This window comes from Sphingomonas sp. CFBP 13728, assembly GCF_014841895.1.
In the GTDB taxonomy this organism is placed as follows: domain Bacteria; phylum Pseudomonadota; class Alphaproteobacteria; order Sphingomonadales; family Sphingomonadaceae; genus Sphingomonas.
This window is the reverse complement of record NZ_JACYUS010000002.1, coordinates 311,304-326,936: the sequence shown is the minus strand read 5'-3', so window position 1 is coordinate 326,936 and position 15,633 is coordinate 311,304. Positions and strand designations below refer to the sequence as shown.

General features: G+C 59.6%; 15 protein-coding genes and 1 tRNA gene. 3 read left to right on the top strand and 13 right to left on the bottom strand.

Annotated elements, in window-relative coordinates; translation table 11 throughout:
• Positions 1–140: 140 nt before the first annotated feature.
• The 5 genes from IFT67_RS10315 to IFT67_RS10295 all read right to left on the bottom strand — a co-directional run bounded on the left by IFT67_RS10315 (position 141) and on the right by IFT67_RS10295 (position 4,924).
• Positions 141–449: a hypothetical protein gene (locus IFT67_RS10315; protein ID WP_342450602.1), complete on the bottom strand. Its 309-nt coding sequence runs from the start codon at positions 447–449 to the stop codon at positions 141–143.
• A gap of 986 nt (positions 450–1,435) precedes the next feature.
• Positions 1,436–2,065, bottom strand: coding sequence for a hypothetical protein (locus IFT67_RS10310; protein ID WP_192238247.1), 630 nt, complete (start codon positions 2,063–2,065; stop codon positions 1,436–1,438).
• Between the two features lies 1 nt (position 2,066).
• Positions 2,067–2,867 carry a hypothetical protein gene (locus IFT67_RS10305; RefSeq protein ID WP_192238246.1) on the bottom strand — a complete coding sequence of 267 codons (801 nt, stop codon included), beginning with the start codon at positions 2,865–2,867 and terminating at the stop codon, positions 2,067–2,069.
• An 817-nt stretch (positions 2,868–3,684) separates the two neighbouring features.
• Positions 3,685–3,840 (bottom strand): hypothetical protein, encoded by a 156-nt coding sequence (locus IFT67_RS10300; RefSeq protein ID WP_192238245.1) that lies wholly within the window; start codon positions 3,838–3,840, stop codon positions 3,685–3,687.
• Between the two features lie 484 nt (positions 3,841–4,324).
• Entirely contained in the window at positions 4,325–4,924 is a 600-nt protein-coding gene (locus IFT67_RS10295) for a hypothetical protein (RefSeq protein WP_192238244.1), read from the bottom strand.
• 300 nt (positions 4,925–5,224) lie between these two features.
• On the opposite strand from IFT67_RS10295, the gene IFT67_RS10290 reads away from it, so the two are divergent.
• Both IFT67_RS10290 and IFT67_RS10285 read left to right on the top strand, forming a co-directional pair.
• Positions 5,225–5,800 (top strand): recombinase family protein, encoded by a 576-nt coding sequence (locus tag IFT67_RS10290; protein ID WP_192238243.1) that lies wholly within the window; start codon positions 5,225–5,227, stop codon positions 5,798–5,800.
• A 431-nt stretch (positions 5,801–6,231) separates the two neighbouring features.
• Positions 6,232–7,824: a hypothetical protein gene (locus IFT67_RS10285; RefSeq protein WP_192238242.1), complete on the top strand. Its 1,593-nt coding sequence runs from the start codon at positions 6,232–6,234 to the stop codon at positions 7,822–7,824.
• Between the two features lie 602 nt (positions 7,825–8,426).
• Here IFT67_RS10285 and IFT67_RS10280 read toward each other — a convergent pair.
• A complete protein-coding gene (locus IFT67_RS10280) occupies positions 8,427–9,398 on the bottom strand; it encodes a hypothetical protein (RefSeq protein WP_192238241.1) in 972 nt (323 codons plus the stop codon).
• Between the two features lie 355 nt (positions 9,399–9,753).
• Between IFT67_RS10280 and IFT67_RS10275 the strand changes: the two genes are divergently transcribed.
• Complete coding sequence (locus IFT67_RS10275; protein ID WP_192238240.1) at positions 9,754–10,359, top strand: hypothetical protein; 606 nt, start codon at positions 9,754–9,756, stop codon at positions 10,357–10,359.
• A gap of 694 nt (positions 10,360–11,053) precedes the next feature.
• Here the strand turns inward: IFT67_RS10275 and IFT67_RS10270 are convergent.
• The 7 genes from IFT67_RS10270 to infA all read right to left on the bottom strand — a co-directional run bounded on the left by IFT67_RS10270 (position 11,054) and on the right by infA (position 15,630).
• Positions 11,054–11,629 carry a hypothetical protein gene (locus IFT67_RS10270; protein WP_192238239.1) on the bottom strand — a complete coding sequence of 192 codons (576 nt, stop codon included), beginning with the start codon at positions 11,627–11,629 and terminating at the stop codon, positions 11,054–11,056.
• A gap of 37 nt (positions 11,630–11,666) precedes the next feature.
• Positions 11,667–13,418: a site-specific integrase gene (locus IFT67_RS10265; RefSeq protein ID WP_192238238.1), complete on the bottom strand. Its 1,752-nt coding sequence runs from the start codon at positions 13,416–13,418 to the stop codon at positions 11,667–11,669.
• 105 nt (positions 13,419–13,523) lie between these two features.
• Positions 13,524–13,599, bottom strand: a tRNA-Phe gene (locus IFT67_RS10260).
• A gap of 53 nt (positions 13,600–13,652) precedes the next feature.
• On the bottom strand, positions 13,653–13,838 hold the full coding sequence (locus IFT67_RS10255; RefSeq protein WP_060525858.1) for a DNA gyrase inhibitor YacG: 186 nt from the start codon (positions 13,836–13,838) through the stop codon (positions 13,653–13,655).
• Entirely contained in the window at positions 13,835–14,794 is a 960-nt protein-coding gene (locus IFT67_RS10250) for a ribonuclease (protein ID WP_192238237.1), read from the bottom strand. Before IFT67_RS10250 ends, IFT67_RS10255 begins: the two co-directional genes overlap by 4 nt.
• Positions 14,787–15,365 carry a Maf family protein gene (locus IFT67_RS10245; protein ID WP_192238236.1) on the bottom strand — a complete coding sequence of 193 codons (579 nt, stop codon included), beginning with the start codon at positions 15,363–15,365 and terminating at the stop codon, positions 14,787–14,789. The genes IFT67_RS10250 and IFT67_RS10245 overlap by 8 nt, the downstream gene beginning before the upstream one ends.
• 46 nt (positions 15,366–15,411) lie before the next feature.
• Complete coding sequence (infA, locus tag IFT67_RS10240) at positions 15,412–15,630, bottom strand: translation initiation factor IF-1 (RefSeq protein ID WP_031441079.1); 219 nt, start codon at positions 15,628–15,630, stop codon at positions 15,412–15,414.
• Positions 15,631–15,633 lie beyond the last annotated feature (3 nt).

Below are 15,633 nucleotides of genomic sequence, written 5' to 3'. Positions count from 1 at the left end.
TAGTAACGGCTGGCGTGGCAACTCCGCGCATAGGGTCGCGTTACGGTATCCTCGGGTTCCTCAGCACCTGCAGGAGACGTCCGGCGCTATCAGCTTGTGGTGCATAGGCGATAGCCCCGTCATCGAGCGGGATAATCTCTTCAGAAAACGCCTACCGCGGCATCGGCCCAGATCAGCAGCCCGATGGCAAGCGTAGCGCAGATCGCCAGAATACGCAGGCCCGAGCCGTGAATGTGCCGGATGGCGAGTTCGATCGTCAGGCCGATGCCCGCCAAAAGCAATGCGGCGGCGAGAAAGTCGGCAGCGTCCCATTGCACCGCATCGGTGAAGATCGTCGCGATTGCCGGTGCAGCGAGCAGTCCCGCGGCGGCACTCCACAGGGCGATGCGTGTGAGCAGGACTCGCTGCGACGGTACCGGCAGTCCGGCCGTCTCGTTCGAAGCGTTCACGAGCATCTCCCCTCACAAAAGAAGCGAATTTTTCATAAACACGAACGTCACGCAAGATACCGAGCATGTCCCGCGCCCAGTAACAACTTTGAGGAAGTCAGGCCCACACGGTGGGTGAGCAGCGAGCAAGGAGACGAACGCAACCAGCGCTGCCTGCCGCGTCATCCGTCTAAAACTCAGGAAAGATGGTGCCCGGAGACGGGCTGGCAGCTTTGGCCTCAAATACCGCAGAAAACCGTCGTTTCGGTCGATGCTGAAGGGCCGCAATGTACCGTGCCGCTGTACCGTCTTCAAGCCCCACCACGTAGCATGCCTATGGCCGCTCGTGGCCTAAAACGGCGTCTACGAAATTTACTTGATGGGCCACAACCGGCGAGCATTGATGGAACATCCAGGATGGTACGAGGCTATCGGCTTACGTGAGGTTCGATGGAAATGCAGTTAAATCGGTCACTTGCCTTTGTGGAAGTCGATAGGGGTAGGGCGCGTATTCAGAGCTTTGCCGATCAGCAATATTCCACACCCGGTTAACTTCGCAGATTGCGTAGAAAATCGAGACTTATGAGCTATTTACTACCGTTGGTAGATCGTCAATTGAGAGCCCGTGCCCGATGATTGGGCGGGGGAATAGTGATGGCTACGATCAATTTGAACGATGGCGAAGCGCAGTGCATGGGCGAAGGGGCGTTCCTTATCATGCAGCGCGAGGGGGCCGATGGAGAGGTCCACTCTGTCTACATAACCGCTGAAGACGTCGCGGCCATGGTGGCCCATGCAGGGCGTGGGGCTCAAGGGGCGTAGAGGCCTCAGAGGCCCCGTAGAGGCTCCATAGAGTCGAGCGGGATGGAGCTACTGCGGTAGCCTAAACGTGCTCGGTGAGTCCCGTGACTCTTACAGGTGCCCTGCGGGGCTGCTGCGATTGGTGGGATGCCGGAGGAGATAAAAGAGCCCCACGTTCCCGGTTGATGGGGCGTGGGGCTTTTAGTTTACGGGGTTTCGGTCACGGTCCAGCCGCTCGGGCCCTTGCGGGTTGACGGAGGTGCCTTGCGGGGACGGGAGTCGTAGGCTGCGTCCGATCCTACCAAGGTCCCATTCTTCTGAAGGAAGATGTCCTTGAACTGGTGACGGTTGATGATCTCTTGGCTCTGGTGGCGAGCGGCCTGAGAGAAGCTCTTGTTGGTCGAGTAAGGCCGGTTGGGGCCACCCACCATGCCCTCAAACATCTTGCCCTCGTAGTTTGAGACAGAGCCCTTTTCCTGAGCCCCCTGCTGCCGAGCGAACCCTTTTGAGAGCTGGTCGATGCGCTCCAGGTCCGCGTTTCCGAAGAACTTCCGCACGGAGTTTGCAGTCGAGTTGATGAAGCCGCCCGTAGGGTGCAGCCTGTCATTGATTTGGTCGAACTCGTTCAAGGCGTTCAAGCCGCGATGAGCTGCATCTACAATCGGCTGTTCTTTCGACAAGGTAGCGGCGGCTTGTCGTTTCATCACTGCATCGCCCTTGGGGGCCGTAGCGGACGCGGTGGGGCCGGTCGCTACCCAGTGGCCGCCCTTCATGACAATGATGCTGCCATCTTTCTGGCGGGCCTTTTGGCCTTCAGCGTATTCTTGATTTGCCATCTTAGTTCACCAACACTGCGCCAGCGGGAAGGCGCTGCTGAGAGGGTGCCGCCTTGCGAGTGCTCGGGGGCGACTTGTATTTGCGTTCGGCGAGGGCCCCTGCCAGGACCTTGAGGCCGTAGCCGCGTTCGGCCCGATCGTCGCTTTTGACCCTGAGGCCGTAACTGCGATCGGCGTTGCCCTGGGCGGCTGTTCGTGCCGTGGTGGCCCGTTCGTCCCGCATGGTGTCGGCCGGGGTGATGGTCTGGTTTGCCATCGCTGTAGCTACCTGAGGGTCCCACTGGGGCGGAAGGCCTAAGTCGTAGCCGAGGCGTTCGCTGTCGGCCCGGAAGTCGGCATAGGCCTGCGCCTGGTTCTCGGGGGCGACCTTGAGGACCGCGCCCATGAGGTTACCGCGTTGGGTGATGGTTTCAGCGGCGGTCGGGGCCTTTGGGGCCTTGAGCGCTGCGGCCTTCTTTCCGAGGTAGTCGGTCATTGCGGGGATCGGCTTGAAGGTCTGTTCCCCGGTTTCCCGATCGGTCGTGATCTGGAATGCATTGTCGGGGCCGCCGATGGTCGACTTGTCCGGGCGCTGGAGGTCGTCGTAGGTGTCGCGGAGCTTGCCGACGTTCTCGCCTGCCGCGCCTATGCCTGCTGCGAAGCTCATCGGGTTTGCTAGAAGACCGGTTCCGATCGCTAGTAGCGTCTTGCTCCGGTTGTCTTTGTCGAATGGCTTGAACTTCTTCCGTGACAGGACTCCCTGCGGAGGCTCCTGGGCGACGAAACTGGAGGACATCGCTCCCTGCATCTGCGGGAGTGCCATAGCGGCTGACAAGACTCCCTGGGGTGGCTGCGAGGCCATTACGCCCACAGGCGGTGGGCTATCCATCTGAGGTGAGAGGGGTGATCCGTGCGGATAGCGTGGGTCGAACGTGCGGCCACCCGGATTAGGGGCGGGGGATGGGGTCATTGAATTGGCCTGCCAGGTGTTTGGAGGATGTGATTGGCGGGGCGATAGGTGCGTCCGCCCTCAGGATCGCACTGGATCGCTGGGGCGGCACGCGGGTCTCACCGAGGCCAATCGGTTGAACAGCGGCGGGTGAAATCCAGGCCGTTGCTCTGAAGCTGGCACTAATGGATTGACCGCGTTGTCCGTAAGTCAGCACTAATCGCCTTTGAGGGTGGCCCCGCTAAAGGCACTGGGACTTATTAGCGGTATGGGACCCGCGCTCTGCTGAAGGCTTGGGGGTCTTTTAGAGGGCCATTTCGGCGGTAGGCGATGGAACCTTACGGACCGATAGGGGACCCAGATTTAATCGGGAAATTTTCACAGAAGACGTCGGCGGGGTGAAGGTCCGAGCTGCGTCAATATTTGTCGAGCGAAGCCGCCAGTTTCGAGCGGGCCGAGTGTCGCAGGGCCGTAGTAACATGGCGTTGGCTAGAGGGGACCCGTTAACAAAGCATTCTCTTTCAATGTCATAGCAATCAGCGTCCGGGCTGCGGGACTGTCGGTGCCGTGAAGGCCCTGAGGGGACGCTAGGTGCCTGAGGGGGTGTGTGGTGCCTGGGGTGACATTGGCTTGCGGGGCTTCAGTCCCTCGCGCAACCCTCAGGGACATTAGGCAATCCCGCCGCCGTGTGTCAGCCTTCCGATCGGGCAAGAGGGGGATGATGCGTGAAGGTCTGGTTGGGCGCAACGATGATGATGCTGGCGGGCTGCGGTCCGTCACCGAACGACCGTATCTGTTCCACCCCAGAGGTGATGCCCGCTGTAGGCGACTGGAGGGCTGTGTGCACCGATGGTCGTATCGGCTGGCGAGAGCTGACGGCTCGCTGTCGCAGATTGCTGGCGCGGCTGTAGGGGGCTGTGAGGACGCCATAGAGGCGGCGGTGGAGGCCGGGGTTCCGAAAGGTAGCGAGGACCTGACATCAATCCTCGACGTGACGACACGGCGGAAGGCCTACGCCAGCGCCTTGTTCCATGCGGCCCAAGCGAGGGCGGGCCATTGTGCCGTGCCATGAATCCCCGATGTACTAACTAAGGCAAGCCCGCCGGGATGGATGTAGAACTGGCGGGCTTGGGTACTCAGTTTCCCGGCTTCGCTTTAGGTGCCGCAGGCGGTGCTGGGGCTGCAACGTTAGGCATAGGTACCTTTAATTCAGCAACGGGCAGCACTCTGCCGTCTTTGAAAAATACAGCCCGATCCGATTTGTCTTGGTCACTCATGGTCACTTCTCCTGCTATTTGTCGCTTTTGTCTTTGGGCTTCGGAGCCGCCACTTTAGGCATTAGCGGGCGCAATTCCGATGTTGGAAGAACCGAGCCGTTCACGACCCGCGTCGGCGTTATCATCACTCCCTTGTAGAGCGGGGGCTTCATGCTGGGTCTCCTGAATGTTGCCGGTCATATAGGTTTCTGCTTCCCTATTCGCAAATGCAAGGTGGCGCTTGCTCTCGGGTAAAGACAGCCCCTTACAGTGCTTGTTTTGAGCCTGCTGCGATTTTCTCTTCAATGTCATAGCAAGTGCGTAAGTGTCGTCCTCAGTTAACATGCCACGACTGACCTTAAACCAATCCGTTTCGGCGGTAAGTGCGAGGCTATCTAAGTCGGGGCCGAGACTGCTCAGTGCCTTTAACCGAGCTTTATAGGGCAGGAAAGGTTTGACAGCGACGAGGACCTGAGAGGCAGCAATGATTGCTCCCCAAACGAAGGAATATTGCGACCAGATGGCCCACCCTGCAATTGCCGTACTAGAAGTGATAGCCGAGAATATCGATATAGTTCGATCGATAGACTCAACGCTCGCGTGGCACCGGTTGATGTAGACCGCATCCCGCTTAATGGTTGAGAATACGTCCCAGTATCGGTTCTGCGTATTCATTATTACCCCCAGGGGTCTGTCCTGTAACCGTTTAAGACCTGTTTCACTATAGATACGCGAGAGGGTGATGCAGGCAAGAGTGGGCGCGTTGCAACGGCCACGCCAGGACGTGTCACGTTCGCCCCGCCCGATCACCCAGTCCGCCCCTTCCGGAAGGTCTACCTTGGGTGGCCTCGAAAGTTGTAGGTTCTGAGAGGGGCGGATTGATGGGGTTAGATGTATCTCAAAAGATATGTTGACGGGTTCTGAGGTAGATCTCATAAGGCGGGCATACCTTTTGAGACGTTAGGACCTTCGGCCATGAGCCGTGTTCTTTATGTGCGAGTGTCAACCGGCGACCAGAGTGTGGAGGCGCAGCGTCACGCCCTTGGGGGCACCTTCGACCGTGAGTTCCAGGACGTAGGCGTTAGCGGGGCGATCCGTGCTGAGGACCGTCCGGGCTTTAGTGAGTTGCTTCGATATATCCGTGAGGGGGACACCCTCGTGATTTATTCGATTGATCGCTTGGGGCGCGATGCCTTGGACGTACAGGCCATGGTGCGGCGGTTGCTCGACATGGGCGTGACGTTGGACGTGCGGGGCCTTGGGGCGATCGGTCGGGGCGTCGGGGAACTGATCGTTGCCGTGCTGGCCCAAATGGCTGACATGGAACGCCAGCGCATTGTGGAGCGGTGCGAGAGCGGGCGGGCCGTTGCGCGTGCGTCACTGGAGGCCACCGGGAAGACGCACCGTGGCAAGGCGAGCTTGGGGCGGCCTGTCAGCGCCGATGCCGCCGAGGTCGCAGCGTGGCGTAAGGCGAACGGTGCGAGCATCCGAGACACCGGGCTCCAGTTCGGTATCAGCAAGGCAACCGTTGCACGGTATTGCGCAGCATGAGCCCCCAAGGTCCCGAGAGGCGCGGGTCGTCTTATGGCTATGATGCTCGGGTCCTTTCGGGTCCTGCCGACATTCTCTTTCGGTACGCGGGTTCACTCGTGAAGGTCCATCAGGCCACCGCAGCGGGCCAAGCGTGGCTTGACGGCCTGAGGCGGCGTCGGCCTGGATTGTGGAATAGCTTTGTAGGGGATGCCCTCACCATGACCTTGGGGCGCTATCAAGAGCTTACGGGCCCGGTGCGGCGGGATGGTCTCACGATCGATCTGAAGGGCAACTGGGCCGATAGGAATCCAGTCAACTCACCGTCCGATGGGGCAATCTTGCACCTATAGCGCCTTGTGAGCCGCTAGTTGGCAACATGTTGCGGCCTCTTAACGCCGCTTTATCTTGCTTGCCATATTCCGGACCGCCGCTCGAATGGATGGTCCATCATGCCGTACGCATCAATCGCGACCACTCGTCTCGTTAAAGATCAGACAGGTAACTGGCGCAGTAATTACTGGCCTGAAATGCTCGCAGTAGCCGTGTCGTTGATTTTCGGTGTCTTCTACCTTGACGTAGTTCCCAGTCCAGATGTCGCATGGCAACTATGGATTGCGCATCAAGTTCGCATGGGGGCGCGTCTTTACGTCGACATCATAGAGACTAATCCACCGTTGTGGTTTTGGGAAGCTGTGCCTGTTGATTGGATCAGCGAACTCTTCAAGATTTCTTCTCACGTCACGTTGGTTACGGTCACGTGCATCGCGACGACACTAAGTGTCTGGGGTACTGGCAGACTCATAAGTCACATCCCTCCATTACGGCGAGCTGCACTACTTATCTACGCAACATTAGCACTACTTCTTATACCGTTGGTCGACATGGGCCAGCGCGAACAGATTGTGCTGATTGGAGCTTTGCCATATGCAGCGCTTGCTTCAGCGCGGCGCGAAGGGCGCAGAGTTCCCTATTCAGGTGCTATTGCAATTGCCGTGGGCGCTTCCCTTGGCTTAGCGCTGAAGCATTATTTCTTAATAGCCCCACTGTTGTTAGAGCTATGGTTATTGATTGGCCGTCGCCGCACTTATAATCCTTTTCGCCCCGAAACTATTGCACTCATAGTTCTGGCCATGATTTACATTGGCGTCATGGTCACGGTGACGCCTGCCTACTTCTCAACAATGCTTGAGATAAACAGGGTAGCGTATGCTACCATCGTTTCGGCCACGCTGTCCGACATGTTCCGTCCGATCCAGGCTTATTGGTTAATCGGGCTCCTTATAATAATTGTCGAGTTCGGTGCTTTGAGGCGGTCACCTCTTGCGGCGGCCATGGCTGTTATGACGCTGGGTTTTTGTATCGCTTGGTTGATCCAGTATCGGGGATTTCCTTACCACTCTATCCCGGTGTCTGGCTGCCTAGTGATGACACTTGCCTACCTTGCTGCCGACGGTGGCGGAAGGATGCGCATCCTGACTTTAGTAACGATGCCTACTGTGCTCCTAATACCACTTGCGTTTACAGCGTGGCATGGACCCTACAAGGATGAATTTGGATCGATTTCTGACTCCATGATCGCAGACGTTGGGCGACATGAGGTCGTCGCGTTCGTCAACTACGAGGCGGTATTTGCTTGGCCGCTATCCCTCTATCGGACCGCTCCTTACCCCAGTCGCCAATATGGCATGTGGATCTTACGGACAGTCGCGGATGACCATAGCCGGAACGCGGCACTCAGACGAATTGGTCAGAAGGTCGTCACCCAAACCACGCAAGACTATCGTTGCAGTCAACCGGTTCGTATTATATTTAGCCGGCGACTGTCTGGAGGGAGAGACGTAAAGAGTTGGTTTGACGAAAGCTCGGAATTTCATAGGCTAATGGCCCATTACCATTACGTCAGGACTAATCTGATTTTCGATATCTATCGGCTAAACGCGCCATTTCCAAAGCCGTCTTCGGCTGAATGTAGGCGATCGTTCTCAAACCCGGCCACTGCGAAGGCAAACTCACAGTCGGTGTCGGGCACCGTCGGGCCTTAGGGTCTTCTCGGGCGTCCTGGCGAAAGAGTACGGCGTGTCCCGTTCAGCGATCCAGCGGGCGGAGAAAAGGCTGGTCGAGGGGGGCCTAAATATTCGGGAGGCTCCATGTGACATTCCTCATTCTCGTTCAGGGACTTGGCTCGAATTTAGCCTGCCCACCCAAGCAATGCATGATACATTGTCGCATCGGCGTGATAGAGGTTGCGAGGGACCTAGTCAAACCCTCTAGACTTCAGTGGACCCTAGGAACGGGCGCACTAGCCATCCCCAAGCGCTCTACGAAGTAGCGGTGAAAGGCATCTGTGAGGACCGCCGCCGCAAGGGCCTGTCGGACCCGTGGGACGCAAAGCGCGTCATGGATCGGAAGGAACCCCACGCCCTGCCCCATAAGGTCCTGCATCGCCATCATCATGATTTCCGCTTCATGATACTGGAGGTCATACGTGCTGATCCCGTGAGTCCCGAGGTCCGCTAGAACCGGAAAACGCTCTAGGGCCGCACGGCGCACAGGGGCGTATCGTGGTCCGCCTCCATTGGGGCTAGATGCCCCTAATGCCATCATGATCCACCGCTTCACCTCCCCCCGATCGACTCCCGGTAGCTCATAGGTCGCCTGGGTGGCATCGAAAGGCAGGCCTAGCAGGCCGTGGAGGATCGTTAGGTGCGCGGGCGCTTAGGTCGACCTCTACCACGTCCTCCCCGTCGATCCGCAAGACGGCGGCGCGTGCCCTACCGCCTGCCCCATGGCCCCCACCGTCAGACATAAGGATGTAGTTGTCGCCACGGGGCATGGGGTAGAAACGTCCGCCCCATTGCCACGCAAACCCGGGCTTGTCCGCGTTGCTGTAGATGCGACGTAGGCCCGCAAAGGTGATGCCTCCAATCCTGCCATCCTCCATCAGGTAGGCGTTCAAGCGATCCATCTCCGTGGTGATCGCGCGAGCTGTAAGGTCCTCAGGGTCGATCGGTAGCGGTTCAGCCCTCGCGCCCTTGGTCGCCTTGCTGGAGCGGGCCTCTATGGTATCGCAGGGGGCTGGGGGCGGGGCTTTGCCTACCGTGAAGTGAGCGGCAAGGTTCGCTAAAGTGACGCCATGGGCTTCCGCCATCTGGATTAGCTTGGGGGTGGGCCGGAAGCTGGTCATGGCCGCGATCTGGTAGTCGGTGCCGAACCGCTCTTCGTCCCGAAAGAAGCCCGGTAGCTCCTCTAGGAGTCCGTCAGCTCCCATAGCGCCCCGCATGGCCTCAAAAGCGGTTGCCTTGCCGGGGTATGTCGCCATCTCGCCATTGTTCGTCCTGAGCTTGCTCCAGCGACCTGCCTTGAGCGAATAGAACAGGTCAGCAAGGAATGGACCCAAGGCCTCGCGGTACCGCAGGATCATAGAGGGGCGTAGTTGAACGGTGCCCTGTCGGGCGGGGACTATGATGGTATCAATGATGGTGGAGATAAGGGCTTTGGCCCCTGAGGAGCTTGGGGACCCTGCAAGCAACATGGCGCGGGCGTAGGTCCTGGCGTCCCGTCGATCGGAAAGGCCCTCAGGGAGCATCAAGGCCGCTAAGGCCGTGGAGGTATGCATGGGATGGACCTTGATGGGGATTGATGATGATCCCCGTGGGGCAGGCTTACGGAGCCTTATGGTAACGTAGGTAGCGAGGGGTGCCTTATAGCATAGTAGAGTAAAAACTATTGGCTATCGTTCCGGCTGGATCGTGCGGGGCCGGTTGGGTCCAGTCAGGCCCGAGAGACGCTATAGGCAATGCGGTTGACGGCCTCTACGCCCCTACCTGTCAGTGTGTACGTCAGGTGCCGAGCGGTGATAGTGTCCCATCGTTCCGCCACGAGCCCGAGGCCTGGGGAGCCGTTGTGGCGTTCAGCCTTGCCTCCAGTATCTTTCCGCGTCAGCATGCGGTTATTTACTGGTAGCCTAGGATATGATGGACGAAAACGCGAGGGCGACTTACCTCAATATTCTAGCTGAGATTAAGCATCGCATACGCACGGTTGACGATGTTCTCGACGGCAAGCTGGCAATGCCTGCTAAGATTGCTGAAGAGCTATGCCTACTTCAATTCCGAATGATCGCGGAGCTTATAGCGATTGGATGTCTCGAACTTCACCAGGACCTTGCCCTGTCGGGCGAAAATGTCATGGCGAAGGCGTGGAATGCCGGGCAAATATTTAAGAGATTGGCAAGGCTTCATAGTGATTTCTATCCCAATCCACTCGAGCCTGTCGATGTGGTCGGGGATAAATTCAAGTGGGTAGACCTAACTGATCCCTACATGACCAAAGAAGGGCTTATCAAAATATACGATCAAGAACTTGGCGCTGGCTTACACAGGGGAAGTTTTCGCCGCATATTTAGGCACGATCCGCCACTCGATTTCTCTAAACTTAAAGTCTGGCGTAATAAGGTCGTTAATCTTCTAAACCGGCACACGGTCGTATCTGTGGACGGAGAGAACGTTTGTCATTTCAACATGGCTCCAATAGGCGAGCATCCAACCTGTTCGCTTTTCAAACTAGTGGAAGGTTAGCGCTGCGTCATGGCTGTCGGCGCTGTCCAGGCTTTCAAGCCTGAAAGGTCCAGGTCGGCGTATGTGAACCGTTAGATCGCAAGGGCCAGGGGTATTCTTAGAGCCGTACTCCTTGCTGGCGCTGCCACCCCAAGCTGTATGCTCTTGGATGTGTTCGCGAGCTTCCCGGCCGATCCATGAGGTCCGTGCAGTCCTAAATGGCTTGGGGCTCCATAGCGTTGGCGATCCGGGACATAGCCTCCTCACCGTAAGGGGTGAGCGCGTACCTCAATTGTCGCCTGTCGATGCAGTCCCATCGTTCCGAAACGAGCCCGAGGCCTGGGGAGCCGTTACGCTTCTCGGTGCTTAAAGTCTTGAGGTCCCGACCGGCTGTATTCAACGGTATTCCCAACGCGTCGGCAAGTTCCGCCCGAGTGATGCCCGGATGGGAGGCTACCTCAATCAGGCTGCAAATCAGCCGACCGGGAGCGCCAGAGCCTAGGACCGCTTGGGCCACCTTCAGTGCCGAGGAGAGGCGCATTGCAGCGTCACGGGCCTTCGGGGTCGGCTGGGCGACACTAGGGCGTTGGGGCCTAAAGGTCGTCCGCGTGGTGTGATGCTGCATTGTGGCCATGTTGCCGTCTGACAGGCCCCGTGAGTCTGCGTCTAGTCGGTTTGCCAATCGGCAAGTAATTCGTCGAGCGGTACGGGTCCGCTATCGCACCTGATGTGGCGTAACGCTCTTTCCTGTGCAGGCCTTATAGAGAGTGCTGATTGCCAACTCTACATCTGCTAGCTCCTCACGAGCATACTCCGCCCATGGTTTAAGCCATTCCTGCCCTTCGGACACATGGTCTATCAAGCCCTCCCGGAGATGCGCGAGGGTCGCTAAGTGGGATACCACGTCTTCCATGCGGCCAAATAGTTTAGCATCTACGCTGGCGGCTTCAAATAAGTAACGATCAAGGGCAGCAGTTTTTACTGTCGGAATAGGAGCTGACGAAGTGCCCTTGGGTCCGATGATATTAAACCTGTCGTACCCCGTAGCGGTTTTATCTATTTGAATGACTTCGTTATCGACATCCGAGGTCTCAATGCGCTTAACCTTTTCCCGCATCCATTTAATTACCCACTGGTTCCGCTCACACTCGGCGGCAAGCAACAGGCGAAGGGCGTGACGTTTGCGTCGATTTGCTGAGAAGCGCCTAATCGCCTCTAGTATCTCCCGAGCGAGAAAAATTGCAATGGCCGCGACTACCGTTAAGGGCAGAATGTTCGGATGTTCGATCATTGTTCCACGGTAATGCGGGCTAGGGGAAACTCAACGTTCAGTTTCGCGTCACTGGGGCCATCCAGCACTTTACGCCCGAAAAGTCCAATCCGGGAAAGACCAAGCTATCGATCGTAAGCCCCAAAGGTGTTAGGTCGCCATACCCTTCATTAGCTGTCCCGTTAGCGGCGGAATGTCCCTGAAGATATTCTCGTGCGTCTCGGGGAATGCCAGATAGCCGGGCTGCTGTTGTCCAGGTGTGGCGGAACTCTCTGGCAGGCTGGCGGCCACCGCCTACCGGTACAGCGTCGTTTTCACGAAGGTACAGGCTCCACCATGGGCCAAAGCTGGGGAAGAGGAGCTTGCGGGCGCTTTTCAATGTGAGCTTGGGGAATAGGGCAGTGTCCCCATTGGCGCGAAGCCATTCTAGGTAGTCGAGGAGGCCCAGGGCGATCAGTGGTTGCGGCACGGGGAAGGAGCGCACGCCTGAGTCGCTCTTGGTCGTCTTTAGGCTCTGTGGACCCTTCACGGGGTGATGTCCTGTGTCGGTTATGGTCATCATCCACCGGCCCGTGTTGGCGTCAGGGGCGATGTCCGCTACGGTCATCTGGGCTATCTCTTCGGGACGAGCGCCCGACCACAAAAGTATGAGTGGAAGCCAATAGCTCGCCTCGCCTCTACCGCGTCTGGGGCGGTGGCCAGTCGTGAAGATTGGGAGGGCGAATATCCTCTGAAGCTCTGCTGCCGAGAAGCCCTTTGGCCCCTTGCGCTTCGGGCCTGTTGCCGCCTTTCGATCCTTAAACGGGTCCGAGATATATTCATCAATGGTGCCCGCTCGACGGGCCTTACGCCACAGCGCCGCGATCGTGCCGAGGTGACCGTCTAGTGTCTTAGGTGACAGGCGGGGAACGTCAGGACGGTCGGCGTACAGGGCCGCCAGCTCCTGCAATGACAGCGACTGTTGCGCACTGGGGACCCTACTAGGGCGTACCGCCATGAGGTCGAGCCACTCGCTGATTGCCTTCCTTGTGAGGCTGGCGGGTGTCGCGGGGCCTACCGCTTCCCTGAGGAACCTGAGGGCCGTTCGAGAGGCTTGCAGCGTGGTGGCACTGGCGGGCTCGCGGATGTTGGTTAGCTGGGCTTCAGCTATCGCCTCAAAACTTTCGGCGTCGTTGGTCGGAGGCGCGAGCTTGGCGGCCTGGGGAGGCACGGGAGGCATCGGCGGCGTGACGACTGATCGGCCGTCTAGTCGCTGTTCCGTGGCTTCCCATACTTCAATATTTACGTCGTTGAAGGCTCGACAGTAGAGGGCGAAAGCTGCGGTGGTCTGATCCAGTCGGATTTCGTGGCTGTCCGCGTAGTCACTCGCGCCAAGGGCCCATTGTTCAACGATCGCTGCAACGTCACCTAGGGCGCGTAAGGCCCTGCACTCTGCTAGCTCGCCTTCAATGATCTGGCGGGAGTTTAGCGCCGCACGGGTCTTTACCGCCAGTGGTCGATCCAGCCACCGCACCTCATCATCTAACGCGAGCTGTTCGGCCCGGTACGCTGCGATGAGAAACGTAGTCAGCTCTGGTGTGAGGGGATCATACATCCCCTGCGAGGCCTTACGGGCTATAGCGACCGTCGCGTCATACTGCGCCGCCGCGTTCCGAAACCTGTCGATTGCGCCGGGGGCCTCAAGGCGCGTGGCGGCAAGGGAGACTTTGAGCTCCGTACTAGGCGCGGGGATGAACGCTCGAAGGCCAAGAGGGTACAATCGCCTGTAGCTGAGGCGTCCCGTTTTCTTGTCCCTCGTCAAATAATCCAATGCGGCTCCCACGGCTGTTCTGTACCCTCGCAATGTACCGTATCGGCCTTGCGAAGTCACTGCGAAGTGGGGTTATTCTGCCTTCTCAACCGCTTAGGGAGAGGGTGGTGCCCGGAGACGGGGTCGAACCGCCGACACTGCGATTTTCAGTCGCATGCTCTACCAACTGAGCTATCCGGGCACGTCCGGTCTGGGACCGGAGAAGCGTCCGACCTTGCGATCGGAAGGGCGCGTTTAGTCGGGGTCTTCGGCGCTGTCCAGCCCCGTTTGCGCAATTGATCGGCCGGGAATGCGATAGCCTTCGCCGAGCCACTGCAGCAAGTCGCGGTCGCGGTGGCGGCTCGAGCAGAACGGCTTGTACTCGGCGACTGCGGGCTGGTCGCAGATCGGGCATTTGACGGTGGGGGCGGTGGGCGTCATCGGGCACTCTCCAGTTCGTGAACGACGCCCGTACGGCGCGTGAGTTCCGCGAGCCAATCCGGGCGCGTCATCAGACGTGCATGGACGGCGGCGGGCAGGGTATGACGGCGCGAGGCGGTCGGCGGCGTGCGTTCGAGCGTACGGAGTGTCGCGCGGGTCGCTGCGCCGACCGGATCGGCGCGGAGAATCTCGGGGATCGACGCTCGCGGACGCGAGCGTACGATCTGGAGGAAGCCGAAGCCGTTCATCGCGGTCCGTTCGAACGGCTGCGGCAACGTTTCGTCGATCGCGGCGGCAACTGCGTTGCGCTGCGCCTTGCCGGCGATCGTCGGAAAATCGATCCCGATCGAGCCGCCGATGCCGTGTCGGCGAATCGCGCGCACCACGGCATGCGCGGCGGCGACTGCGAGCGTATCCAGTGGCGGTGCGCCGTCGACATCGAACAGCGTCATGGCCGGCGTCGGCGACAGGCGGAGCGCGCCGAGCGGGAACACAATCTCGCCGCTTACAGCCTCGTCGAGGAGTTCGGACCAGCCCGCCGCTTCCAATGCGTCGGGTTCGTGCGCGAGCGGACTGCGGACGGGCAGGCCGGTCGCCGCAAGGCGCTCGTACAGCGTTGGCGCGGGGCAGGTCGGCAGGTCGCTGGGGACGGCCTTGGCGAGCTTCGCACGGCCCGCTTCGGGGAGGGCTTCGCGGACGATCTCGACGGTGAGGCTGGCGCCCTGCGTGATGCCGGGGGGGAGGTGGTTGATCAGCGCCTCGCCGCCGTCGAGCATGACGCGACCGCGACGGCCCGGGAGGAGTTCGACGAGCCGCGCGCGGGCGACGAGGCCGACCTTCAATGCCTCGGTATCGAGTTCGATCGCAGCTTCGATTATCTGGTCGTCGTCCACCAGCGCGGCCCGCGCTTCGCCGATGCCGGCTTCGTAGAGCCATGCAGGCCCCGAGTCAGGCAAGCGCGACGCCTGCGGTCTTCAACAGCGCGCGCGTTTCGAACAGCGGCAGGCCGACGACGCCCGAATGACTGCCCGACAGGAAGCGGACGAACGCCTCCGCGCGGCCTTGGATCGCGTAGCCGCCGGCCTTGCCGAGGCCTTCGCCGCACGCGAGATAGTCGTCGATCTCGGCGGGGGAGAGCGGCTTGAACGCGACGATCGTGTCGGCGATCCGCGTCCGCACCTTGCCGGTCGCGTCGATCACGCAGACCGCGGAGAGGCAGTGATGGCGCCGGCCCGACAGCTTGCCGAGCAGGTCGCGCTGGATTTCGAGCGTATCGGCAGGCGGCAGGATGCGGCTGCCAAGCGCGATCGTGGTGTCGCCAGCGAGAACGATCTCGCCCTCCGCACGCGCGACGGCGCTGGCCTTCTCGACGGCCAACCGCAGCGCATAGGCGCGCGGCGGCTCGGCCTTGCGCGGGCTTTCGTCGATGTCGGGCGATTCCACGCGCGACGGCACGACGCCGAGCCGTGCGAGCAGGTCGCGTCGACGGGGCGAGGAAGAGGCTAATACCAGTGCTGGGACCACCATTGGTGCCTCGTAACAGCAAGCGGCGGGCGCCGGAGCGCCCACGGGCTTATTTGAAGCGGTAGGTGATACGACCCTTGGTCAGATCGTACGGCGTGAGTTCGCACAGCACCTCGTCGCCGACCAGCACGCGGATGCGGTTCTTGCGCATCTTGCCGGCGGTGTGACCGAGAATCTCGTGGTCGTTTTCGAGCTGAACCCGGAACATCGCGTTGGGGAGGAGTTCCACCACGCGGCCGCGCATCTCGAGCAGTTCTTCCTTGGCCAAATA

Excerpts from the sequence above, each read along its gene's own strand:
- IFT67_RS10270 (WP_192238239.1), bottom strand. The coding sequence starts at position 11,629 with ATGATCGAACATCCGAACATTCTGCCCTTAACGGTAGTCGCGGCCATT.
- IFT67_RS10290 (WP_192238243.1), top strand. The coding sequence starts at position 5,225 with ATGAGCCGTGTTCTTTATGTGCGAGTGTCAACCGGCGACCAGAGTGTG.
- IFT67_RS10280 (WP_192238241.1), bottom strand. The coding sequence starts at position 9,398 with ATGCATACCTCCACGGCCTTAGCGGCCTTGATGCTCCCTGAGGGCCTT.
- IFT67_RS10245 (WP_192238236.1), bottom strand. The coding sequence starts at position 15,365 with ATGGTGGTCCCAGCACTGGTATTAGCCTCTTCCTCGCCCCGTCGACGC.
- IFT67_RS10305 (WP_192238246.1), bottom strand. The coding sequence starts at position 2,867 with ATGGCACTCCCGCAGATGCAGGGAGCGATGTCCTCCAGTTTCGTCGCC.
- IFT67_RS10285 (WP_192238242.1), top strand. The coding sequence starts at position 6,232 with ATGCCGTACGCATCAATCGCGACCACTCGTCTCGTTAAAGATCAGACA.
- IFT67_RS10295 (WP_192238244.1), bottom strand. The coding sequence starts at position 4,924 with ATGAATACGCAGAACCGATACTGGGACGTATTCTCAACCATTAAGCGG.
- IFT67_RS10275 (WP_192238240.1), top strand. The coding sequence starts at position 9,754 with ATGATGGACGAAAACGCGAGGGCGACTTACCTCAATATTCTAGCTGAG.
- IFT67_RS10310 (WP_192238247.1), bottom strand. The coding sequence starts at position 2,065 with ATGGCAAATCAAGAATACGCTGAAGGCCAAAAGGCCCGCCAGAAAGAT.
- IFT67_RS10255 (WP_060525858.1), bottom strand. The coding sequence starts at position 13,838 with ATGACGCCCACCGCCCCCACCGTCAAATGCCCGATCTGCGACCAGCCC.